Raw genomic sequence first — 23,544 nt, forward strand, 5'->3', positions numbered from 1 at the left:
GAATGTAAAACTGTTAGATTTCCGATAAATGGAGCTTACCATGCTTAAAAAACTCGCCCGCACCTTGGGCTTAGCCACACTTTTACTCTCCGCTACCACGCAAGCACTACCCATCGTTCAGGCAGATGCCTTTACTGCAGGCGACAACAAGGCTGTGCTGGAAACATCTACCGGGTTGGTGTGGATGGATTTTGGCATTACAGTCACCAAAGACTATACGTCGGATATGTTGTTTACCAATCTAGTGAAGAATCTCGGTACCACCTACAAAGGCTGGCGTTTAGCCTCGGAAGCTGAGGTCACACACTTGTGGTTCAGCCTGTTCGGCAGTCAGGGAATCCCGGTTTCAACTTCAAACCCGGATGAATATAGCCTGCAAGATTGGGATGGGGTTTTACTGCCTCGCTTCCAGGATATTGCCGATGTATTTGGATATACCTTTGACGGCCTTAGCTACATCAATCCAACCGGGGAGGAAGGCGCAAGCATAGAGTTCCTTAACAAAGCGGCTATCGCTCACTTTTATACCGCTAGTGGTAAGCTCGGTTCCTTTATCTTCTTAACGCCACATTCAGGTGCAGGCGTGAATATTAGCAACGCATGGCTAACTGTAAATGATGCATTCCCGCGGGAGATTGCTTATGGGGCCATGTTGGTAAAAGATACTTCCGTTCCAGAACCCTCTACTTTTATCTTACTAAGCCTTGGTTTACTGGGTTTGGGAATTGCCCGTCGCGCCACGAAATAATCTTTTCCATCTAATGAAACACCTCCCCTCGGGCGGTGTTTATTCGCCCCAAAGGGCTATTTGCTGGTTTATCCTGCTTATCGGTATAAGTCACTGCCAATCCGGCGCCATCTCCCGCTATAATCCCCCGCATTTTTTACATCATCTACCCTAATTTCGACCCACTTTTACCAATCAGGTCTGCCATGTCTGAAAAACGTTATGACGTAAGCACCTTTCAGGGCCTTATCCTCGCCCTGCAAGACTACTGGGCGCGCCAAGGCTGCGTGATTCTGCAACCCCTCGACCTCGAAGTCGGCGCCGGTACTTTCCACCCCGCCACCTTCCTGCGCGCTATAGGTCCGGAGACCTGGAACACCGCCTACGTCCAGCCCTGCCGCCGCCCGAAAGACGGCCGCTACGGCGAAAACCCCAACCGCTTGCAGCACTACTACCAATTCCAGGTGGCGATGAAACCCTCGCCCGAGAATATTCAGGATTTGTACCTGGGCTCGCTGCGCGAAATGGGAATCGACACCAATGTGCACGACATCCGCTTTGTGGAAGACAACTGGGAATCGCCGACCCTCGGCGCCTGGGGTTTGGGTTGGGAAGTCTGGTTGAACGGTATGGAAGTTACCCAGTTCACTTACTTCCAACAAGTCGGCGGTCTGGAATGTTTCCCGGTCACCGGTGAGATCACCTACGGTATCGAGCGTATCGCCATGTACCTACAGGGTGTGGATTCAATTTTTGATCTGGTCTGGACCATCAACCCGAACGGCGACAAGGTCACCTACGGCGATGTGTTCCATCAAAACGAAGTGGAGCAATCTACCTACAACTTTGAAGAAGCCGACACCGCTTTCTTGTTCAACAATTTCGATTTCTACGAAAAAGAAAGTCAGCGTTTGATGGAAAAAAATCTGCCGCTGCCCGCCTACGAAATGGTGATGAAAGCCTCGCACGCGTTCAACCTGCTGGATGCGCGCCACGCGATTTCCGTAACCGAGCGCCAACGTTTTATTTTGCGTGTGCGCACCCTGTCGCGCGCCGTTGCCCAAGCTTATTACGATAGCCGCAAAGCCCTCGGCTTCCCCCTTGCTCCTGAAGTCCTGCGCGCTGAAATGCTCGCCGCAATTGCGGAGGAAAAATAATGTCTGCTGATTTTCTGGTTGAGTTGGGCACCGAAGAACTGCCCCCGAAAAATTTAAAAAATTTGATGAATGCGTTCGTAGAAAACATTCAAGCGGATCTCACCGCATTGGAATTATCCTTTGATTCCGTTAAAGCCTATGCTGCTCCACGCCGCTTGGCAGTGTTGGTGGAAAATCTTGCGAGTGAAACTCCCTCCAAAGAATTGGTTGTTTGGGGTCCACCGGCGGCGATTGCATTTGATAAAGAAGGTCAGCCGACCAAAGCTGCACTCGCCTTTGCTGAAAAAAATGGTATCGCACCGAGCGAATTAAAAGCCGAGAGCGATGGCAAGGCGGAAAAACTGGTTGCACGCATTTCGCAACAAGGTCAAAAAACTGCTGGCCTGTTGGAAAAAGTGGTGAGCGATGCACTGGCGAAATTGCCGATTGCCAAGCGCATGAAATGGGGTGCAAAACGCGAAGAGTTTGTGCGCCCGGTGCACTGGTTGGTCATGCTGCTCGGCAGCGATGTGGTCAACGCCAATATTCTCGGTTTGCAAGCGGGCCGCACCAGTCGCGGTCACCGCTTCCACTACAACAACACTATCGAACTGGCTAAAGCCAGCGACTATGCCGCTGTGTTGAAAAACACCGGTTATGTGGTAGCCGATTTCGCCGAGCGCAGCGCCACTATCAAAGCCCAAGTGGAAGCCGAAGCGAAAAAAGTCGGCGGTGTGGCAGTGATTGATGCCGACCTGCTCGATGAAGTAACTGCATTGGTGGAGTGGCCGGTCGCACTGACTGGAAAATTTGAAGAGCGTTTCCTTGCGGTGCCGGCGGAAGCATTAATTGCCTCCATGAAAGAACACCAAAAATATTTCCACGTGGTGGATGCCAACGGCAAGTTGAAAAACAACTTCATCACCGTCGCCAATATTGAAAGCAAAGATGCCACACAAATTATCGACGGCAACGAGCGCGTGATTCGCCCGCGTCTATCGGATGCGGCTTTCTTTTTTGAAACCGATAAAAAAACCACGCTCGCTTCACTGCGCGAGCGTTTAAAAACTATCGTATTCCAAGCGCAGCTCGGCACTATTTACGATAAAACCGAACGCGTTGCTGGCCTCGCCAAATTAATTGCGGGCAAATTAAACGCCGATGTCGCCTCCGCAGAGCGCGCCGCGCAGCTGTGTAAATCGGATTTGGTCACCAATATGGTGGGCGAGTTCGACGATATGCAGGGTATTGCCGGTTTCTACTATGCGCAAAACGACGGCGAAAATGCCGAAGTGGCCGCCGCCATGAACGAGCAATATATGCCGCGCTTTGCCGGTGACCAATTGCCGCAAACTGTGACTGGCACCATTATCGCGCTTGCCGATCGCTTGGATACCATCAGCGGTATTTTTGGCATTGGCCAACAACCGTCTGGCTCCAAAGATCCATTCGCCTTGCGCCGTGCGAGCATCGCCGTATTGCGTTTGCTGGTAGAGAAAAATCTCACGTTGGATTTGCGTGAGTTGTTAACATTCGCTAAAGCACAACACAAAAACTTAACTGTTGGTGATGAACTGGTTGAGCAAGTACTCAGCTATATGCTCGATCGCTTCCGCGCCATGTTTGAAGATGCGCAGATTCCGGCAGAAGTTTTCCAATCGGTAACCGCAAAACAATTGTCGCAACCGCTGGATATCAATCAGCGTGTACTCGCCGTAAACGAGTTCAGCAAGTTGCCGCAAGCGCAGGCTTTGGCTGCCGCTAACAAGCGTGTATCCAATATTCTCGCTAAACAAAATACGGCGGTAAGCACTGATGTGAATTCAGCATTACTGCAAGAAGAGGCGGAAAAAAATCTGGCGGCAGCAATCAGTGCAAAAGAAGCGGTGGTTGCGCCCCTGTTTGCATCGCGCGCATATACTCAAGCGCTGGCTGCACTGGCGGACTTGCAACCGACTGTCGATGCGTTTTTCGATAGCGTGATGGTGATGTGCGACGATCAGGCGCTGCAACAAAACCGTTTGGCGTTGCTATCCAAACTGCGTGGCTTGTTTTTGGAAGTCGCGGATATTTCTTATTTGGTTCCAGCGAAAAACTAACTGAAAAAAATCCCTCCCCAACCCTCCCTTTAAAAAGGGAGGGAGTTAACATCCCCTTTGCAAAAGGGGGTCGGCGCAGCCGGGGGGATTTGAATCCCTACCCCCTTTCCAAAGGGGGAATAAAACGGAATACCATGAAACTAATTATTCTCGACCGCGATGGCGTTATAAATCAGGATCGCGACGACTACGTAAAATCTGCCGATGAATGTATTCCCATTGAAGATAGCATCGATGCGATTGCACGTTTGAGTAACGCCGGGTTCACGGTGGTAATTGCAACCAACCAGGCAGGGCTTGCACGTGGTAAATTCGAGTTGGAAGACTTGGAAGCCATTCACGCCAAAATCACTAAACTGGTGGAAGAAAAAGGTGGCGAGATAGGCGCGATTTTTTATTGCCCGCACCACCCGGATGAAAATTGTAAATGCCGCAAACCTAAACCGGGCATGCTGGATGCAATTGAAGCCGAATTTAATACTTCGGTGGAAAGCAGTTATTTTATTGGCGACAGCTTGCGCGATTTGCAAGCGGCGGTCCAAAAAGCTTGCAAACCTGTTTTAGTGCTCACCGGCAATGGCGTGCGTACTCAGGCGCAGCTTGCAGTTCCTGGTTTGCAAACCGATGCACCTATTATTGAATCGGAACAAGTGCAAGTTTTTGAAAATTTAGCGGCGGCAGCTAGTTTTATTATCGCCAACGAGTCACAGCAATAGCGGAATCGAAAGTGCTAAAACTTCGCAGTTTTATTTTTGCAATCGGCTACAACGGCACCAGCGCACTGGCTGGATTAATCGCGGTAATTATCTGGCCCATTTTCCCTTATAGCTGGCGCTGGCGCATAGTGACTTGCTGGAACCGCTTTGTAATGTTCTGGATCAGAATCTGCTGCGGTGTGCGCTTTGAAATTATCGGCAACAAACACGCCGATCACTTTCCCTGTGTAGTGATGGCAAAACACCAGAGCACTTGGGAAACCATGTTCCTGCAATATTATTTTGGCCCGGTTAGCACCATACTTAAAAAAGAATTATTCCGTATCCCATTTTTTGGCTGGGGTCTTGCCAGCTTGCGCCCTATTGCCATTGATCGCAGTAGCCCGGTACAGGCGCTGAAAGAAATAAAAAAGAAAGGCATTGAGCGTTTGCAACAAGGCAATAATTTTTTGATTTTTCCCGAAGGTACACGCACACCCGTTGGTCAAGTAGGTAATTACGCGCGCAGCGGCGCCGATATTGCCATTAGCGCCGGTGTACCCATTATTGCTGTTGCGCACAACGCCGGTGAATGCTGGCCGCATAAACATTTTATTAAGTACCCGGGTACGATTCGGGTAGTGATTAGCGAACCCTTCCAGACCGAAGGAAAAGATCGCAAGCAATTAACCGAAGATGTCAAAAATTGGATTGAAGGCGAGATTGCCAAAATGCCGCCGGCGCGCAACGATGGTGTTCGGGTCTTAACGGAAAACACAGCTTCATAAAAATAATCTTTCAATTAATACGACTCTAATTGAAACATTATTTAATGGTCGCGCTGAATAGTTTCGGTCTCACCGTTATTTTTTCTCTTATTAAATCTATTGTTTATCCAATTCTCTATCCCAGGGTGGCGTTCCTTTAAACGCATTGGCAAGAAAATCGATCATCACTCGTACCTTTGCACTCAAATGCCGTCGACTTGGATAAAGCGCTAGCACATCAATATCCGGCAAGTGAAAATCGGGGAGAACACGCACTAACTTTCCGGTGCGTAAATCCTCGCCACTGAGAAATGTCGGGCAGCGTGCAATTCCAACCCCTTGCAATGCGGCAGCGCGAATCGTATCACCATTATTCGCATGCATCACAAAGGATATTTTTACCGAGTGCTCTTGTGTGTTCGCATCCGTCAGCACCCACTGATCGCCATTGGGCGCGTAGGTGTAGCCAATGCATTGGTGCTGCGCCAAATCCGCCGGCGTTGTTGGCGCTCCGTATTTTTGTAAATACTCGGGCGATGCACACAAAAAATTGTGCGAGGTCGCCAGCTTACGCGCCGCATTGGATGATGAGCCTGAGCGCGAAATACGAATCGCCAGATCGTAGCCTTCCTCCACAATATCCACGACCCTATCCACCAGCGAGATATCCAACTCTACATCGGGATACTTAAGCATGAATTGCGGCCATAGCGGCGCGAGATGCAAAATCCCAAAGCTGATAGGCGCATTGATGCGCAGCAAACCACGCGGTTGCAAGGTGGCGGAGCTGACGATGGATTCTGCATCCGCCATTTCATCCAGAATGCTCTTGGCGCGTTCGAACAAGGCCTCACCACTTTCGGTGAGCGACATTTTGCGCGAAGTGCGGTTTAACAGGCGCGCGCCCAAATGCGCTTCCAAATCGCTGATATAGCGCGTGACGTTGGCGGGCGAGGTGTCCAGTGCCTCGGCGGCGCGGGCGAAGCCATCCCGCTTAACCACTTCCACAAAGACTTCCAAAGCGCGCAAGCGATCCAACATAGCTGACCCCAATTATTCACAATTTATGAATTAATTATCAATTTTTAGCCAATTGATGCATAAAAACATAAACCATAAAGTGTGTCCATGGGCTGCGAAACATCTAGCGCCTAAAGCAAACAACCTAAACCGATTTAACAACCTTATTTGGAGCAAGATCATGACTCAATTCACCCAAAAAACTGTACTGGTAACCGGCGGCAACAGTGGTATCGGCCTGGCAACGGCGGTGGCTTTTGCACAGCAAGGTGCGCGCCTGGTAATCACCGGCCGCGATCAGGCAACACTGGCGCAAGCCCAACAACAACTCGGCGCCGACGCTATCGCCCTGCAAAGTGAAGCAGGCGATGTGAACGCCGCCAAAGCGTTAGCTGCCCAATTGAGCGAACAAGGCGTGCGTTTGGATGCCGTGTTTATTAACGCCGGTGTCGCTAAATTTGCACCGCTAGAAGTGGTAGACGAAGACTTGTGGGATCAGACCTTTAACGTCAATGTGAAAGGCGCTTACTTTACGATTCAGGCACTCTTGCCACTCTTGAATGAAGGCGCTGCGATCATCCTGAACGGTTCGATCAATGCTCATATCGGCATGCCCAATTCCAGCGTCTACGCCGCCAGTAAAGCCGCATTGATCTCGTTTGCCAAAACCTTGTCGGCAGAATTGGTAGGGCGCGGGATTCGGGTGAACGTGGTCAGCCCTGGCCCTGTATCAACACCACTCTATGGCAAACTGGGTGTTCCGGCCGAGCAACTGAATGAGTTAGCGAGCCAGATTCAAGCGCAAGTACCAGTAAAGCGCTTTGGTAAGCCCGAGGAAGTTGCAAGCGCCGTGGTTTATCTTGCATCGCCGAACGCAGCATTTGTGGTGGGGGCTGAATTAATCATTGATGGCGGCATGAGCCAGTTGTAAGCCCTAGATCGCATAAAAGAAAAATCCCCGGGCTTGCCGGGGATTTTTTTAGCCTCAATCGATAGTTGCACTGCCCTCTTTTAAAATCACCACTGTTTTTTGAGTCTCCCAGTAGTATTTTTTGACTACTACCAACTCGGTTTTGCCGGTATTGGTAATTTTGGTGCTGTCCGTAAAGGTATATTCTTTATTTAACTCCATCACACTACTTTTTACAGAGGAGCTACTGGAACTCATCACGCTGGATGACGAATTGTTGTTGTGCTTTTTGCTACCGCCGCCGCAGGCAACCAGGCTGGCGACCAACAATAAGAGCAGGGAATTAAGGATATATTTTTTCATGGCCTGTTCCTTATTAGTTCGCAGCTGGGTAGCTAAGAGTGATGCTGAAAGATTCGTCGGTACTTTCAAACGCCGTCATTTGTGGTGAGCCTGCAGCACTTCCCGGTTTGAAGAACTCGACCAGGCCAATGCTATCCGAATACAACTGCACGGATTGCAAGCTTCCTCCGGTGATATCTATTGCTGCTTGGGCGTTGTCATCCTCCGCTGCAGTTTTACGCAAACCCGGTTTGTTGCCGGGGTTAAAGGTTCCCGCTGCCCTGACTTGCACACTAAGGTTACCGCCTCCGAAGCCACCGCCTAAACCACCACTGCCACCAGAGGGCGAGAATCCACCGCTTCCAACGCTGGTCAATCCGCCAGAAATAGCACCGGAAATCAACGATGCGGTCTGGGTTGATGCGATTGAAACGGTAGGCGCCACCACAGAAGCGCCAGTCGTTTGTACTGTAGTAATAACACTGCGTCCAATCGTGGTCATGGTAGTTATACTGCTAGCGCCATAGCTAGTGGTAGTTGGGGTGGAATTATCCTGGCTTGTACTACGAACGAGACTTGATCCGTTACCCGAGGTGGTGCTGATCGCATTCCCGGAAATAGAGGTAGTCCCCAGGTTGGTTCCGGTAAGGCTACTGGTGACTGTCAGACTGGTTCCCAGGGTGTTTTGGCCGATACCAACTAACAACCCAGACGCTGCCTGAATAGTGCCCACTTCAGCCCCGATCGATACGGTATTTATTGTGGTTCCTGCGGTAGTTACCACAGCCGTAGATGTTGTCCCTGTAGTCAAATTCGATGTTTGCAGGCTAGTGCTACCAACATTCACAACCACTTGGGCGTTAGGATCGTTAGTCGATACAGACCCGCCAAGCTGGACCGTACCCGCTGAAGATTGAGTGTTCACATTGACGCTGGTTGTGATTCCACCGGACTGAAGGTTGGTCGTAGTGGCAACATTGGTCTGGGTGCTATTACCTTGAGCATCGGGAGTCGTCGTTTGTGTTGCAGTTTTAGTGCTAGCACTAAAGGTTTCAGTAGTACTTTGATTGCAATTGGTACAGATAACCGCAGGCGTATTAGCAACCTTCTCAAAGTTGACATTTATTTTTTCAGCGCCAGAGCAAAAGCCATCTGCGCATATTGGCGCCGAATATGAGACAAATTTATAACCTTGATTGGCTTCTGCTTTACAGCTTTCTTGAAGAGTACTTATGCTGATAAAAAACAGATCGCTGCTGGACTTTGAACACCACACACTTCCTGCGCCTGCCGGAGTAATTACAACATCGTTTTTCAATAAATAACCCGCATACACCACCAAATGTTTGTCGCTGGTCATATTCTCAATGACGCACTTGTCACCTTCGACCCGGGAGCAGCCGCCACCCCAGGCTTTAAAACCACTTTTAAGCATGTGAGCACTACAGGTCACAGTAGTGCCCTGAAAAATAGGATTGTCTTGTGAACAGCTTATGTAGTCCTCAAAAACTGCATTTCCAGCGGGTTTCAGTGCACGAGTCGATCCGTCGATCTGTTGGCTACTTGCGCTGATAGTAAAAGATTGACCTTGTTCAAAAGTCGCACTCACAGATACAGGACCGCCATTGTTTAATACCGTGCAGGCAAGCTCAGAACCCTCGCAACCGCCGCCCCAGCCCTTAAACCGGTAGCCCGTATTCGCTACCGCTGTACATATTGCGCCAGCTTCCCCCAATATCGCACTGTTACAACTGATTCTGCCGCTATCGGCTGGCGATACACTGGTGCTAACGCTGAAGGTAGGAATCAATTCAAAGTAGGCTCTGCCCGCTATAGAGACTATTTGCGTTTCAGCATTAATAGTGAAGCTACAGCTAGCGCCGGTACAATCAGGCCAGAACCACTCTTTTACACGGTAGCCTGCGTTCGCCGTAGCGGTACAGGTTCCCGTACTGCCGTAATTTACCGGGCTGGTACATTCAACTACGCCTGCATTTTCAGGCTCAGCAAAAGGAATCACGGTATAGCTTCCCACGGTGAAATTCGCCGTAACGCTCTGGTTAGCAGTGACATTCGTGAAACTACAACTGTTTTCAATTGCGCTGGGGCAGCCAGTCCAACCAGTAAACTTGTAACCCGCATTGGCCGTGGCGGTACAGCTGCCGGAACTGCCGTGACTAACGCTCCCACTACAACTCACACTGCCACCGGCCGCGGGAGCCGCCGAACCCGAGATGGTGTAGGTATTAACGGCAAAATTGGCCGTCACCGTTTTATTCGCTGCAACCGCTGTCAGCGTACAACTTCCGCCAGTACAGTCACCGGTCCAACCCGTAAAACTATTTCCGGTACTTGCACTGGCAGTACAGGTTGCGTTGCTGCCGCTGTTAACCGGATTCGGTGAGCAGGATGCAGTTCCTGATCCGGATGTATTTACGGTGATGTTGTATGTCGCAGGAGTCAGGTTGAAGTTCGCCGTTACTGATTTTGCGCCGGTAACTCCCGTCAAATTACAAGTCGCCCCCGTGCAGTCGCCACTCCAGTTAGCAAAGGTGTACCCCGCATTGGTGGTATAGCTACAGCTGGTATTGCTTCCGTGATCTACCGGGTTAGTCGTGCAAGTCGCCGTACCCGCAGGAGCCGGGTTTACGGCGGTGGTAATCGCATACTGGTTAAGCGTGAAGTTCGCCTGAGGATTAAGACTGCTGGTAACGTTGTTCAAGACGCAGCTCGCACCCACACAATCATTGCTCCAGGCATTGAAGGTATAGCCAGGGCCGGCCGTTGGCGTACAAGTGGTATTGCCGCCGTGAATTACGGGGTTGCTGGTACATCCAATAGAACCGCTGCTCGGGGGTGAAATACTTAAAATGAGGTCATAACCCTTGTTCGCCGAACAGGTCGCATCGGTTCCGCCACCACTCCCGGTACAGGTCCAATCGTAACTGGACGACATAGCGGTTACCGCGGAAGCGGTTCCAGTTGCACAGAGGCTTCCACTGGGAGCGCTGGTGAAAAGGTCGCCATGGGACGCGCCACAAAGTCCATTAACAACACTGCCGCCGCCGGCAATGGTCACTGTCTGCTGGGGAGCAGTATCTTTGGGCGTAACTAAGCCAGGCATCATCGAGTCAATCGGCATGGTGGTCATCAGCGCCGTGCTACTGCCGGAGTCAAAGTTGTAATTTCCGCCCGCAGAGGGATTGGTAATTCCGCTGATTACCACTTCTACCACTGTGTTCGCTGGAACATCCACCCCTCCGCCAATCATGGTATTAACCGCAAAGCCTATGGTGTTACCTGAACCGTAGGCAGCACGACAAATGGCTGCACCGGGGCTCGGTGTAAGCGTCAGGGACACTAACTTGTCGCAGGCTGTGCCAGACCCATCTACGACAAAGTCACCTGGAAAAGTGACGTAAAACAGTGCTTCGTCTGCACCCACGTCTTGCGCAAGCGTATAGCTAAATGTGTAGTTCGATGGCTGGTTAGCACTGTTGTCTGCCGGTGTAACACTCACGCCAGTCAATGTGCCTGCGATACCCCCCTGGGCTGCCAGCATTACGCCGACAGCAAGAGGCAATTTAACCAGCTGCTTGAGTCTGGAAAACACCATAGTCATACCTTACGTAAGTTGAAAAAATACGGTAGCGAGCCTTAACGATATAGATATACGCGCCAGCCTATCTATTGGTTATAACCAAACTATTGGTTTCGCCCGCTGAATAGCCTTCAGATTAGCAAACAATTATAAAGGTGCTAATTTTTGTGACAGGGTTAACTAGATTTTTATCGCGGGTGTTTTGCGCAGAAACGGCAAACGAGGAATAAAAAAGCCCCGGGAGTGAACGCGGGGCTTTTACTAGAGTCTTGAAAAGACCTTTTATCGCGCCTGACAAGCAGGTTGAGCCAGCCCAAGCACGTAATACTTGTCTGCCGCCAAGGGCGAGTTATAGGGAATCTGCCCATATTTACCGGCAGTAGCATTCACATATTTCACCAGATCCTGACCCGCCGCAAAACGCCAGCTGTTGATGGTGCTTTGTGATGCCGCGCTGTAGTTGCTGGCAAGATTCGCCACAGTACCGTTGGTTGCAGTCAACGCGGTTTGGGTCGATGGGGTTAAATTACACGCGGCATCACTGAACCACAGCAGGTTGCGATCATTACGGAAGTAACCGTCGCTAATGTCCTTAAACAAATTCGCGCTGATTTCCGCCAATGAGGCTTCCACTGTGCTCTTTTCCTGATGGGCTGCGTTCACCATAAACACACTGTCTTCCATCAATGCACTCGCGCCTACACGCAAACTCAGAATCTGGTTGCGATAGTTTACAAACACATTGTTGAACATATGGGTTTTGCCGTGGCGCAACAGCGGCACGCGGCGCAGGGTATTGCCGAGCAGCGTGTAGCTATCGTCGGTAGTGATAAACGCGTTGTTGTGCATGGTAGTAGTGATTTGGGTATCAATGGTGTGGCTATCGCTGGAGCCGTGCAGCACCGCGCGTTTCACGTTAATCAAACGGTTGAACGACATAGTCACATTGTGCGCGCCCACTTTCACATCAAAGGCCGAATCGCCGGTGGTGTCGAAGGTATTTTTGTGAATCCAGATATCGTGGGATGCGCCGGTGGATCGGATCATATCCGGGTCGCAGTAGTGATCTTCGGTATGGCCCGCACCCTGAAATTTAAGGTGGGTCATGATCACACTATTCGCTGTTTGCGTTGGCGTACCGGTTTGGTCTTTACCAATCGCAAAACCGCTGAACAGGAAGTAAGCCTCGCTGCCGCGACCATCGATGGTTTTGTTGGAGCCGATCACCGGGTTGCGAATCGGGTTGGTGGATTTGTTCATCGCGACATTAAAGAACTGGGTAATACAGTTAGCACTGCTCACGCCGTTTTTCGCACACCATTGGGTGTAATTCACGCACTCGGCTTCAGTCGCGCCGAGGATGGATTGCACCGTCGGGTTGCTACAACCCAAACGATACATTCCAATTTCAGATGGCTGGGCGAATTGAACTTTGTCGAACACAATCCAGTTGTGCGCTTCGCCGGTAATCGCATTCAGGAGTTGCTGCTCAACCGAGACGCTGGAATTTTTGGTGATGATGGTGAGTTTGCTGTTGCCGTTAGGGTCAAAACCGCCCAGCGCTTTTTCACCATAACCGACGGGTTTACCCAGAGTTTTGGACAAACAGCTGACAATTTCCTGATCAGTTTTTAACGCGGTATCGCGCCAGTTCACCGAAGGATTGGTGGCCAACTGGATACAGGCGGCACTGATAGCCCCGTTATCCGCAATGGAAGATGCACTGCTGGACTTGCTCGATACAACACTGGAACTTGCCACTGAACTGCTAACAACTACCGCGCTGCTAGCCACTGACGATTTACTGCTGGTAGCCGGAGTACTGCTAGGTGTTGTTGATGATTTACTGCTCGCAGAGCTGCTCAGGATTGCAGACGATTTTGAGGAGCTGGTTAGCGCCACACTGGATGACGATTTGCTGGAAGAAGTCACAGTACCCGTTGCGTTATACACTTCAAATTCGGCAATGCCCGGCGCGCTGGTGGCATTCACAATCAGGTTAATTTTCTTGGACGAACGCGGGCCAACATTCACCACTTTTTGTGCACCAATGCCGGTGCCGCTGGCAAAGACGGTACCGCTGTCGTTATCTACCAACTGCCAGTTGGTAATTTTGCTGCCGCTTTCGCGCAGGATCACGGTATTAAAACTTACCGCACTGCCCCACTTCACTGACACTCGTTGATTGCTGGTACCACTCGCCACCGACACGGTGGCTGTACTGCCATCGCGCACGAGTTTGGTGTTATCAAAGCCCGAGCCATCAGCAGCGGCGCTGGGGCCAGTGATTGCCAGGTTGGCGCCGAGCGTCTGCGCATGAAGGACGGTTGCCAATAAACTAACAGCCATAAATGCCGCGCACTGGCCGGCACGGCGAGAAAAATGTTTGGAATTCATGTGGATTACCTTGTCGTAGCTCTATCGTTGTTATTCGGATTTTTTTGCAACACAAAACGCCTGCAAAGCGCAGGGATAAAGACCGAAAACACCGATACGCCGCAAGGCGCGCTGGCTGCTGAACGCCATTCCACAACAGATTGGATTGGAAAAAATGCAGCACTTATTAGAAATCACTGACTTAGGGAATAACCGGGGGATGAACTGCTAAATCACGCATCCCGACTGCGACCTTATTGTTTTAATCGCCGCAATCAGCGGGAGAATAGTGCTCGCCCAACCCTCCGGCGTCAAGCGAGATATCTACCTGAAACAGCATTTAGCGAGATAATTTTTCTATTTTTTAGCGAAAAAACGATTACATTTTTTACCTAAATTTAATGTAATCGTTTTATTAATTTTAAACGATTAAAGCGAAATATCTGCACGAACCAGCGTGTTATCGCGCAAAACCAAGCCCCGCGGGCTAATCGCATAGGCCAACTCATCGAACGCCTGCTGTGCAAGATGGCTGGCCGAGTGAAGGCCGCTAAGGTCTCCTTCTCGTGCAATCAGCACCATGTCTCTTGCTGCAATAAAAATCACAGGCACACCCGCAATCTGTTCAGCAATCGCGTTAATTTGATTGGGCAGCAATACCACTGAGGCATCATAATTCCCATCAACCCGAAACCGGAATACATCACCATTGCCGCGTGTATCCAACTGCTCAAGTCGCGCTTGACGCTGCTCAAAGTATACTTTGAGCGACTCACTGCTCAAGTGACGCAAGCTTTCTACAGGCAAATTCAACGTCTGCCGCTCATCTTCATTCAGAAAGCGCATACCTGCCGCAGAATCCAGTACATAGCAAATAAAAAGCTCTTCATTGAGCGGCTCACAAATGAAAGGCAAAGCGTCTGATGAAATTCCCACCGCACCCAGTTGCTCTTTAGTTGCCGCAATAAACCCTGCCGAACGAACAACCGCCAATAGCACTTGGCTTTCATTCGCTTGAGGTTGACTGACCATTTCTGCCAAGCTGGCCAACTTCTCTCCAATCACAGTATCGAGCGAACGGCTACCGGACGTGTAGGCTTGATAAGCATTTCCCAAAAAGGAATTAGTTTCCATTCCGTTCAAGTTTGTAATTTTGATATTCAATTCATCGAGCTGGGTGACTTGAACAGCGGGAAATTGAGTTTTCAATGCTTTGACAAAGTACTCAAGAAATTGTTGCTTAGGTAAGACTGTTACCAACGAACGATAACCGCCCGCACGATATCCAACGAAGCAACCCAAAATAACGGGTATACAAACCAAGAGTAGCAACTTAAGTTGATCATGCTTAACGCTCAAACCGAAACTAAAAATTCCAACCGCCGCCACGGCTATCATAGCAACACCAATTGTGATTATGATGAGCCAGCTAACCGCATCAGCTTTAAGTTGCATTCCACAATGTACACACCGGCATGCCAATGAATTGAGTCCATTACACCAAGCGCCAAACGAAATCGGTCGATGCTGACAAAGGGGGCAGTTTTTCATATTTCATCCTAAGTTAGGTTTAGAGATTGACTTTATTTTTGGCCGAGCGAATACAACTGGAAAAACTCACGTTCCAGCTTCATGCATTAATATTTTTTCCACTTTTATATTAAGCCGCTTGGCGATGCGCGCCAGGTTGGATCTATCCAACGTTAACAGCTCGGCGGCTTTCGTCCAGTTACCTTGCGCGGCATTAAGCGCTTCGATAATTTTTTCGCGCTGGAAGTTTTCGCTGGCGAGTTTTAACGAATAGGGAGCCAAAGCGGCTTTGGCTTTTTTGATCACCTGGGGTGTGGTGATTTCCAATGCGAGATGGCGAGGTTGGAGTTCGATAATCTTGTCGCTGGCTGCCGGGTCTTCCGCGCGCGCTTTTAATGCGGCGCGGCTAATCAAATGCTCAAGCTCGCGCGCATTGCCGGGCCAGGAATAATTCATCAGCGCCTGTTCACTTTGCGGCGCGAGTTTTAGTTGGCGCAGGCGCAATTTGCGCGCGGTGCTCTCCAAAAAATATCCTGCTAATAACAGCACATCCTCTTCGCGCTCACTCAGTGGCGGGACGGTTATAGGATAGACGCTCAGGCGATGAAATAAATCGCTGCGAAAATGGCCCTGCTCCACTTCCTGTTTTAAATTGCGATTGGTCGCCGCTATTACGCGCACATTCACCCGCTCAACCTGATCCTGCCCCACCGGTTGGATTTCGCCGCTCTGCAAGGCGCGCAATAATTTGCTTTGAATGCTCAGCGGCAATTCTCCGACTTCATCCAAAAATAAAGTGCCGCCATTGGCCAGTTGAAATTTTCCGGCGCGATATTTTTCCGCGCCGGTGAAGGCGCCTTTGGTGTGACCGAATAATTCTGCTTCGGCGAGTGTCTCTGGCAGTGATGCGCAATTCACATGCACCAATGGCTGATGATTGCGATTGGATAAACGATGCAAATTGCGCGCAACCAATTCTTTGCCTACGCCCGTCTCACCTTGAATTAATACGGTGTAATCGGAGTTGGCGACCAAATTCACTTCCGCACGCAGTTGCTCCATAGCGGCGCTGCGGCCGATCATTTCGCCGCCCTCGCGCGACAATGCTTCCGAGGTTAACTCTTGCAATACGTCCTGATTGTGACGCGCAGCCAATTCCAATTGGCTGATGTGAAACGCGGTTTTCAAACTGGCTGCCGACATTGCGCTGATGACATCCAGCGTGCGTGCGGGAATCTGGTTAAACACGTCGGGCGTGAGACTGTCGAGCGTGACTACGCCGATCAATTGCTCATCGGAATAAAGTGGCAAACCCATACAGGCATGCACCGGCAGGTTGCCGGTGTGGGCGAGCAATAGTCCGTCGTAGGGGTCGGGCTCGGGCGCATCGGCAGAAAAACGCAGCGGGTGGCGCGAGCTGCAGATTTTTTCCAGGCGCGGATGTTCCTGAATGCGAAAGCGGCGCCCAAGGGTCTCGGCCGCCAAACCCTGAATCGCCAGCGGTTCCAGCACCTTGTCGTTAAACGCCAGCAGGGCTACAGCATCGCAGCGAATCGCTTTGCGAATACTGGTCAACAGGCGGTCAAAGCGATCGTGGTTGCTTAAACTGCTGGCCAGATCCAGCGCCACTTCCACCAGTAAAGTCGTATTAAATTCGGCCATAAACACCCCTTGGCAAGGTCGCAATGGGGTTCATTATTCAGCAGTTGCAGTCAGATGTATACATAGCTGTCGATTTGACCTTTGCGTGTCATTCTGACAACAAAACATCAGGTCATAATGACACATATTAGAATCTCGAAAATAATTTAACTTATTGTTTTTAATCGATAATTTATCAATGGCATAAGCACTGCAATAACACTCCCAGTACATCCACACCGGGAGTTTCACCATGACTTTTTACGACTTGTTTGAGCGCGAACAGGGACAGATGCTGCTGCGCTACTCCAGCCTGGGCCTGTTGGCATCTACCAGTGTATTTCTGCTCAGCATCGCGCTTTGCTATCCATTTGCCGCCAATTTTCCACTCGGCGTGTAGCTCGCTGGCCACCTGTTGATGCTCGCCGCCGGCGTGCTGATCAAGATCACCTACCTGCTGCGTTGTGTCGCCCAGCATGCCCTGCACCGCGAGGTAGGCTGAGATGAAATCAGTCCCGCTCTCCCGGATGCGCGCGTACTGGCAACGTCTACAGGTTTTGCTTACCGGCAGCGCGCTGCTATCCCAAGCCTTCCGGTCATTTTTTCTGGCCAGCGCCAGCTACGCCTTGCTCGCGATGATCCTATGGCTGCTGACTCTGAGCGGCGAGCTGCAATGGCGGGCTGCGTTGAATCCGGTAGTCTGGCACGCCCACGAAATGTTGTTCGGCTTTGGCGCCACGGTGCTGAACGGGTTTCTTCTCACCGCCGCCAAACACTGGACCGGCCTCAACCCGATTTCCAGCTGCCAGTTGCTAGTGTCCGTCTCGCTCTGGTTGGCGGCGCGCGCATTGCTCGCCCTGAGCTTACTGGCGAGCGAGCTTAATTCCGCACTCTGGGTAGCAGCCAGTGCGGTGCTGGAATCCTGTTGGTGGATCCTGTCCATCGCGCTGCTCGCACGCGTGATTACCCAGGCAAAAAATTATCACAACTATCTGCTGCTGCCGCTGTTACTGGTGTTGATGATGTTGGATAACGCCATCCTCTGGTTGGATTTATCCGCGCAGGATTCTCAAGCGCTGCAATTAACTCACACCAGCCTGTTGGTATTTGTGGTGATTATCGGCATTGTCGGCGGCCGCGTGATTCCGTTTTTTGCCGCGCGTGCGCTGAGCAACTTTCCCGCACCACCCATGCCAGTAGTGAATCGCTTGATTCTGATTATTTCGCTGTGTGGTTTGGCGAGTTACAGCCTCGGCATTTTTTATTCCCTGGCGATTCCCGGCTATGGATTTTTTTATGCGCTGGCGGTGTTGCATTTCTATCGTTTGTATCACTGGTTGGATCGCAGACTATTCGCGCAGCCGATGCTTTGGTCGCTGCTGCTCGCCTATTTTTTTACCGCGTTGGGTTTGGCGCTGATTGGTGCCAGTTTGCAAAATCCAGCTATCTCACTCGGTAATGCCCTGCACCTGATCACCATAGGTGCTCTGGGGTTAATGATGCTCTCGATGATGGCGAGGGTTTCGCTCGGCCATACCAATCGCAGCATTGTTGCCACTCACTCCCTAGTCTTCGCGTTTGTTTGCCTGCTGCTCGCGGCAGTAACACGCGCATTCGGCGCCCTGCTGTTTCCCGAACTGATTTTTTTGCTCTCGTTAGTCAGCGGCATTTTATGGTCAACCGCGTTTCTGATTTTTATCAAAAACTTTTACCCGATTTTAATTTCACCCCGGTTAGTTTAATCGGATTCATTTGTTGTTAAAGGAGACTCACCCATGTTATCCAAAGATTCATTTCCCATCATTCAAGCGACTTTGCCGGTGGTGAAAGCCAATGGCGAAAAAATTACCCGACATTTTTATGCGCGTATGTTTGAACATCACCCCGCATTAAAAAATCTTTTTAACATGGGCAATCAAGCCTCGGGCGAACAGGCGCAAGCCTTAGCCAATGCGGTTTACGGTTATGCAGCGAATATTGATAAGCAAGAAATTATCGATCCAATTTTAAATCGCATCGCTCATAAACATGTGAGCCTGGGTATTACACCGGCGCAATACACTATTGTCGGGCGGCATTTACTCAGCTCCATTAAAGAAGTGCTGGGCGATGCCGTAACTCCCAGTGTGATGGCCGCCTGGGATGAAGCCTATTGGTTGATGGCCTGCGATTTAATTGCGCGTGAAGCCAGACACTACCAAAGTATTCATTGGAACCCGGGGCAGGAATGGAATGACATGGAAGTGGTAGAAAAAATTCATTGCGCACTCGATGTGGTATCTCTCTATTTGCGCCCAAAAAATTCCCATCAATCCATGACCTTTTTACCCGGCCAATATGTCAGCGTCTGCTTGCCGGTAGCGGAATTGGGCTTAACACAAAATCGCCAATACAGTTTGTCCAACTCACCACTGGAAGGCGTTTGGCGCATTACCGTAAAACGTGAGCAACCTAAATTCGGCCCAAAAGGAAATGTATCCAATCTCATTTATGATCAGCTTGCCGTGGGCAATAGTATTTTGGTTGGGCCACCCGCCGGCGAATTTGTCGTGGAGGATCAACCAACACCCATAGTGCTATTAAGTGCGGGCATAGGTATAACGCCGATGATTTCGATTCTGCGCGATCTGGCGGTACACGACTCACCGCGCAAAATTGTATTTGCCCATGCCACCAGTCAATTGGAAAATATTCCGCATTTGGACGAAATCAATCGCGAGGTTCAAAACCTGAGCGATGCGCAATTAAATCTATGGCTGGAACACTCCAGCTTTAATTACGATTCATTTTCCGGTCGGATGGATTTATCTCAGTTAAAGGATCTGCCGCTGGATGCAGATTTTTATATCTGCGGGCCAATGCCATTTATTCAAGCGCAAAAGCATTGGTTAATTTCGGCCGGTGTGTGCGTAAATAAAATTCACTATGAAGCCTTTGGGCCGGATGTGTTTGGTGGTCACTAAAAACACATTCAGCGTCGGCAATATTGCCGACGCTGAATGTAGCTTTCTAAAATTAATGAGCGTGCAATGAATTCCACTTTAACTCAATCGCGTTTGTACAGTGCCTCAATCGATGCTGAACCCAGCGAGTTGGCATTGATCATATAACCGGTCAGCGCGCCCGAGGCAGTGGCCGGCAATTCCAATTTTTTCGATAATGCGTGCACCGTAAACTTATAGTGATGCACACCGTGACCTTGAGGTGGGCAAGCGCCGCCGAAACCGGCAACACCGTAATCATTTTCAATATGCTGACTGCCCTTGGGCGCTTTATCCGCTTTGCCGGCACCGGCCGCAAGGCTGGTTACATCGGCGGGAATATTAATTAATTGCCAGTGCCACCAGCCGCTGCCGGTAGGTGCATCCGGATCATAGGCGGTAATCGCGTAGGCCACAGTCCCCGCAGGCGCACCACTCCAGGAAAGCTGCGGCGAGAGGTCATCGCCAGTGCAGCCAAAGCCATTAAATTCCTGCGCTTTTTTCATGTGCTTGCCCGCGGCGATATCGGTGCTGCTCAGCACAAATTTCGCTGGTTCGGCGGCGAACGATTGTGCTGCACATAAAACTGCGGCAATTATTAATCCTGTTTTCAACTGTTTCATACCAAGCTCCTCTTTAAATGTACCTGTGAAAATCTACTCTTGTGAATGTATTTTGTATTGGTGAAGATTTTTTTGAAAAAAATATTTGGATGCAGCACCTAAACTTAACGCAGTAGACGCCTGAATCCGACCCATGCCGCCAGCCCCAAACCAATGGCAATGCACATACCCAGCAACAGTGGATTTTTACCTTGGCTCGATGCTTGCGCCTCGGGCGTAATGCTTGCCGGCAGATTGGCTGTGCGCACAGGTGCGGTAGTTTTTGGATTGGCGACTGGATCAGGGTCTGTTGGAAGAGTTGCTTGGGAGCGATTCGCTTGCGCTTGTTGCGCACCCAACTTCTGCGCTGCTGCTTGCTTTGCATTGAGCTCCTCCAGAAATTTTCGATTTTCCTCCGCCTTGTTGTAATAGGGTAAGGTTTTCATATCATCGTGGCTTTGTGGCAACCTTTCCTGAATTGATTTTTGGGAATCGATAATAGATTTCAATTCTTCTTCCGGGGTAAGTTTTGGATTGATGCTTGCGTCCTGCTGCGTATCAATTTCCTTGAACAAGTTCTCCAGAATATTCAAATCCGTCTTTTGGTCGTTGCCCGAAATTGCGTTCAACAGATCATAGATCGCAGAGATTTCCGCTGCGGTTAACCAAATTTTTTTGTTGCCATCCACCACCCAGTTTTGGCCGATTAACATCACGTGGGCACTATTGAGTGATCTAAAAATTAGAACATACTCATAATCTGCAACCGCTCCTTGTAGCTGAGCAACACCATCTACCTGTGTATGTCCGCGCTGCAAGACGCCCATCAGCGCCACATAAAATCGACTGGGTGTTGTAGTTACCAGCATTTCAAAGGGATCAAGCATCGCGAAAAATTTGGAATTCTTTTGATCGACAATCAGAATTTCTACTGTTTGGGTGAAATCATAATTGGCCGAGGACGGGGTAAAATCAAACGCCGCTGCGGGCATTGCAGAGAATACCAACAGCAAAATCCAATGTTTTACAATTCTCATTGAGTGCTATCCCTATAGAAAAATGATTATTTTGTGTTTGACAGCCCAAACACCTCTTCAAATACTGTGTGATCAATACACCTGATCATGACTCCCCACATCCACCAAAATAATGTCTTTATCGGTGATGATCAGTTCCAACACAATCCGGTAACCCATGTTGATGGATACCGATGAAAGCCCGCTTAAGCGGCCTTGCAGACTGTGTAGTCGTAAGGAGGGGTGGTAGGGGTTTAATTCGAGTAGCTCCAGCGTTTTTTGGTATTGGCCGCGAAGCTCGGGGTGCTTCTTGATGAATTTGGTGGCTTTTTTGAGATAGGTTTCGGGGTAGATCAACCTATACATCGCCGCTAACTCTGCGCATATGGTCGGCAACAGACTCGGTGACAAAGCGCCCTGCCTCTACATCCGCTTTGGCTTCCTGCACGGCCATCGCCAACTCGTATTCGCGCAGTTTGTTGTATTTTTCCAAGTCCATAATCACATAGCGATCCTGCCCGCGCACGGAAATGATGACTTCTTCATCCACCGCCAAACGCGCCTCTACAGCGGATATACCTTTAGTTTTTAGATCGTTCGCAGGCAGTACACTCATGATGGTATCGCTCTATTAATAACACTATTTAAAGTACTGTAAAGCGTATCATTTGCTCAATTTCCACACAATCGTTTGGTGATTAGAGCCAGGAAATTCCAGCTAGAAACTTATTGCGATTTCGGCTTTGCCACATACCTCAACCACACATACCCCAGTAGTGCGGAAAATAATGAGCCGACCAGGATACCCAAACGGTCGCCCATGGCTTGGCCCTCGATGGTCTGTTCAAACGCGAGCGAGCCGATAAACAGGCTCATGGTAAAGCCTATACCGCAGATCACGGCGACGCCGTAGAGCTGGGACCAGGTTACATCGGCCGGCAACTTGCCCACTTTGGTGACTACCGCCAGCCAGGTGAACAGCATCACCCCCAGTTGTTTGCCGAGGAATAAGCCCAGCAATATGCCGAGTGATACCGGCGAGAGGACATCGTTAAAACTCATCCCCGCGAGCGGCAGACCGGCGTTGGCAAAGGCGAAGATGGGCAAGACCCCATAGGCGACCGGGCTGTGCAGGTCTTTTTCCAGCTCGTGCATGGGCATGGCCGGTTTGCCGTCAGCATCTACGCCTTGATAGGGAATGCACAGGGCTATAGCTACGCCGGCCAGAGTCGCATGCACACCGGATTTAAGCAGGCTCACCCAGACTACTAACCCCACAATCAGATAGGCCGCCTTGCTCACGACCCCTTGGCGATTCATAAAGATCAGCACCAGTATCCCCAGGCCAGCGCTGATGATGGCGGTGAGCGACAGGTTATCTGTGTAGAAGAGCGCAATAATGATGATCGCACCTATATCGTCGAAGATCGCTAAAGATACAAGGAAGATCTTTAAACTTGCCGGCACCCGCGAACCCAGTAACCCCAGTACCCCCAGGGCGAAGGCGATATCGGTGGCGGTGGGAATGGCCCAGCCATGCAGAGCGTAAGGATCATGGCGATTGATAAAGGCGTAGATCAACGCCGGCACCAGCATACCGCCCACAGCGGCAATTCCGGGCAAAGCGATTTTGGAGATCTGGTTTAACTCGCCCACCAGTACTTCGCGTTTTAGCTCCAGACCGACCAGCAAAAAGAACAGTGCCATCAGGCCATCGTTGATCCACAGCAGCAGCGGCTTGGCGATGGAAAAGCTGCCAACCGCGACCACCACATCCACCGACAGCAACTGATCGTAATAGAATTTTAACCCGCTATTGGCCGCAATTAGCGCCAAGATCGCTGCCATTATCAACAAAATGCCACTGGCCGCTTCCAGTTTAAAAAAGGCTTTCAGTCCCCGGATCATAGGTACTCCTATCGCATGTTTTTCAGCTCATCAGGGTTTATTGGCGATTTAAGGGGTGATTACAAGTTAATCAGCAGTTTATTTGCCTAAATTTACGGTTAGCGCAGGCGGCGAATGGCTGCGCAACCAAAGGCTGTCAAGATTTGGTTAGGCATTGTTCGACGCGTTGGTAGGGAAGTAGGTCAACGTAAGT

21 protein-coding genes are annotated in these 23,544 nt (G+C 50.2%); 9 read left to right on the top strand and 12 right to left on the bottom strand.

All coding sequences use genetic code 11. The annotated features are described in order from the left end of the window. Nucleotides 1-40 precede the first annotated feature (40 nt). From D0C16_RS16355 to D0C16_RS16375, 5 genes are all read left to right on the top strand, one after another. Nucleotides 41-748 (top strand): PEP-CTERM sorting domain-containing protein, encoded by a 708-nt coding sequence (locus D0C16_RS16355; protein ID WP_191968517.1) that lies wholly within the window; start codon nt 41-43, stop codon nt 746-748. A gap of 185 nt (nt 749-933) precedes the next feature. Further along, nucleotides 934-1,884 carry a glycine--tRNA ligase subunit alpha gene (gene glyQ / locus D0C16_RS16360; RefSeq protein WP_151033342.1) on the top strand — a complete coding sequence of 317 codons (951 nt, stop codon included), beginning with the start codon at nt 934-936 and terminating at the stop codon, nt 1,882-1,884. Continuing rightward, entirely contained in the window at nt 1,884-3,962 is a 2,079-nt protein-coding gene (gene glyS, locus D0C16_RS16365) for a glycine--tRNA ligase subunit beta (protein WP_151033343.1), read from the top strand. Before glyQ ends, glyS begins: the two co-directional genes overlap by 1 nt. A gap of 134 nt (nt 3,963-4,096) precedes the next feature. Continuing rightward, nucleotides 4,097-4,678, top strand: a complete 582-nt coding sequence (gene gmhB / locus D0C16_RS16370; RefSeq protein ID WP_151033344.1) for a D-glycero-beta-D-manno-heptose 1,7-bisphosphate 7-phosphatase — start codon at nt 4,097-4,099, stop codon at nt 4,676-4,678. 11 nt (nt 4,679-4,689) lie between these two features. Beyond that, nucleotides 4,690-5,445, top strand: coding sequence for a 1-acyl-sn-glycerol-3-phosphate acyltransferase (locus D0C16_RS16375; RefSeq protein WP_151033345.1), 756 nt, complete (start codon nt 4,690-4,692; stop codon nt 5,443-5,445). A gap of 96 nt (nt 5,446-5,541) precedes the next feature. On the opposite strand, the gene D0C16_RS16380 is transcribed toward D0C16_RS16375, so the two are convergent. Further along, nucleotides 5,542-6,465 carry a LysR family transcriptional regulator gene (locus D0C16_RS16380; protein WP_225318724.1) on the bottom strand — a complete coding sequence of 308 codons (924 nt, stop codon included), beginning with the start codon at nt 6,463-6,465 and terminating at the stop codon, nt 5,542-5,544. A gap of 160 nt (nt 6,466-6,625) precedes the next feature. Here D0C16_RS16380 and D0C16_RS16385 point away from each other — a divergent pair, with 160 nt between their 5' ends. Further along, nucleotides 6,626-7,375 carry an SDR family oxidoreductase gene (locus tag D0C16_RS16385; RefSeq protein ID WP_151033346.1) on the top strand — a complete coding sequence of 250 codons (750 nt, stop codon included), beginning with the start codon at nt 6,626-6,628 and terminating at the stop codon, nt 7,373-7,375. A gap of 54 nt (nt 7,376-7,429) precedes the next feature. Here the strand turns inward: D0C16_RS16385 and D0C16_RS16390 are convergent, their stop codons facing one another. The 3 genes from D0C16_RS16390 to D0C16_RS16400 all read right to left on the bottom strand — a co-directional run bounded on the left by D0C16_RS16390 (nt 7,430) and on the right by D0C16_RS16400 (nt 13,694). Continuing rightward, nucleotides 7,430-7,717: a hypothetical protein gene (locus D0C16_RS16390; RefSeq protein ID WP_151033347.1), complete on the bottom strand. Its 288-nt coding sequence runs from the start codon at nt 7,715-7,717 to the stop codon at nt 7,430-7,432. A 13-nt stretch (nt 7,718-7,730) separates the two neighbouring features. Next, the gene (locus D0C16_RS16395) at nt 7,731-11,312 is read right to left on the bottom strand and encodes an S-layer family protein (protein WP_151033348.1); all 3,582 of its coding nucleotides are present in this window, start codon (nt 11,310-11,312) and stop codon (nt 7,731-7,733) included. A 267-nt stretch (nt 11,313-11,579) separates the two neighbouring features. Next, nucleotides 11,580-13,694 (bottom strand): pectate lyase, encoded by a 2,115-nt coding sequence (locus D0C16_RS16400; RefSeq protein WP_151033349.1) that lies wholly within the window; start codon nt 13,692-13,694, stop codon nt 11,580-11,582. Here D0C16_RS16400 and D0C16_RS16405 point away from each other — a divergent pair. Further along, entirely contained in the window at nt 13,680-13,874 is a 195-nt protein-coding gene (locus D0C16_RS16405; protein ID WP_151033350.1) for a hypothetical protein, read from the top strand. The two genes, D0C16_RS16400 and D0C16_RS16405, sit on opposite strands and share 15 nt — an antisense overlap. Nucleotides 13,875-14,102: 228 nt before the next feature. Here D0C16_RS16405 and D0C16_RS16410 read toward each other — a convergent pair whose 3' ends face one another. The 3 genes from D0C16_RS16410 to D0C16_RS16420 all read right to left on the bottom strand — a co-directional run bounded on the left by D0C16_RS16410 (nt 14,103) and on the right by D0C16_RS16420 (nt 17,322). Next, nucleotides 14,103-15,128 carry a DUF1444 family protein gene (locus tag D0C16_RS16410; protein WP_191968518.1) on the bottom strand — a complete coding sequence of 342 codons (1,026 nt, stop codon included), beginning with the start codon at nt 15,126-15,128 and terminating at the stop codon, nt 14,103-14,105. Between the two features lie 162 nt (nt 15,129-15,290). Then, nucleotides 15,291-16,865, bottom strand: coding sequence for a nitric oxide reductase transcriptional regulator NorR (gene norR, locus D0C16_RS16415; protein ID WP_151033352.1), 1,575 nt, complete (start codon nt 16,863-16,865; stop codon nt 15,291-15,293). Nucleotides 16,866-17,040: 175 nt separating this feature from the next. Continuing rightward, nucleotides 17,041-17,322, bottom strand: coding sequence for a hypothetical protein (locus tag D0C16_RS16420; protein WP_151033353.1), 282 nt, complete (start codon nt 17,320-17,322; stop codon nt 17,041-17,043). A gap of 25 nt (nt 17,323-17,347) precedes the next feature. Here D0C16_RS16420 and D0C16_RS16425 point away from each other — a divergent pair, with 25 nt between their 5' ends. Together D0C16_RS16425 and D0C16_RS16430 are read left to right on the top strand one after the other, a co-directional pair. Beyond that, nucleotides 17,348-18,586: an NnrS family protein gene (locus D0C16_RS16425; protein WP_151033354.1), complete on the top strand. Its 1,239-nt coding sequence runs from the start codon at nt 17,348-17,350 to the stop codon at nt 18,584-18,586. A 33-nt stretch (nt 18,587-18,619) separates the two neighbouring features. Beyond that, a complete protein-coding gene (locus D0C16_RS16430; protein ID WP_151033355.1) occupies nt 18,620-19,807 on the top strand; it encodes a globin domain-containing protein in 1,188 nt (395 codons plus the stop codon). An 83-nt stretch (nt 19,808-19,890) separates the two neighbouring features. Here D0C16_RS16430 and D0C16_RS16435 read toward each other — a convergent pair whose 3' ends face one another. From D0C16_RS16435 to nhaA, 5 genes are all read right to left on the bottom strand, one after another. After that, nucleotides 19,891-20,448, bottom strand: coding sequence for a YbhB/YbcL family Raf kinase inhibitor-like protein (locus D0C16_RS16435; protein ID WP_151033356.1), 558 nt, complete (start codon nt 20,446-20,448; stop codon nt 19,891-19,893). Between the two features lie 104 nt (nt 20,449-20,552). Then, nucleotides 20,553-21,464, bottom strand: coding sequence for a hypothetical protein (locus D0C16_RS16440; RefSeq protein WP_151033357.1), 912 nt, complete (start codon nt 21,462-21,464; stop codon nt 20,553-20,555). Nucleotides 21,465-21,536: 72 nt separating this feature from the next. Beyond that, nucleotides 21,537-21,809: a plasmid stabilization protein gene (locus D0C16_RS16445; RefSeq protein WP_151033358.1), complete on the bottom strand. Its 273-nt coding sequence runs from the start codon at nt 21,807-21,809 to the stop codon at nt 21,537-21,539. Next, the gene (locus D0C16_RS16450) at nt 21,802-22,059 is read right to left on the bottom strand and encodes a type II toxin-antitoxin system Phd/YefM family antitoxin (RefSeq protein WP_151033359.1); all 258 of its coding nucleotides are present in this window, start codon (nt 22,057-22,059) and stop codon (nt 21,802-21,804) included. The genes D0C16_RS16445 and D0C16_RS16450 overlap by 8 nt, the downstream gene beginning before the upstream one ends. 110 nt (nt 22,060-22,169) lie before the next feature. After that, nucleotides 22,170-23,351 (bottom strand): Na+/H+ antiporter NhaA, encoded by a 1,182-nt coding sequence (gene nhaA, locus D0C16_RS16455; protein WP_151033360.1) that lies wholly within the window; start codon nt 23,349-23,351, stop codon nt 22,170-22,172. Nucleotides 23,352-23,544: the final 193 nt, after the last annotated feature.

Origin of the sequence: Cellvibrio sp. KY-GH-1 (assembly GCF_008806975.1) — a bacterium.
Lineage (GTDB): Bacteria > Pseudomonadota > Gammaproteobacteria > Pseudomonadales > Cellvibrionaceae > Cellvibrio.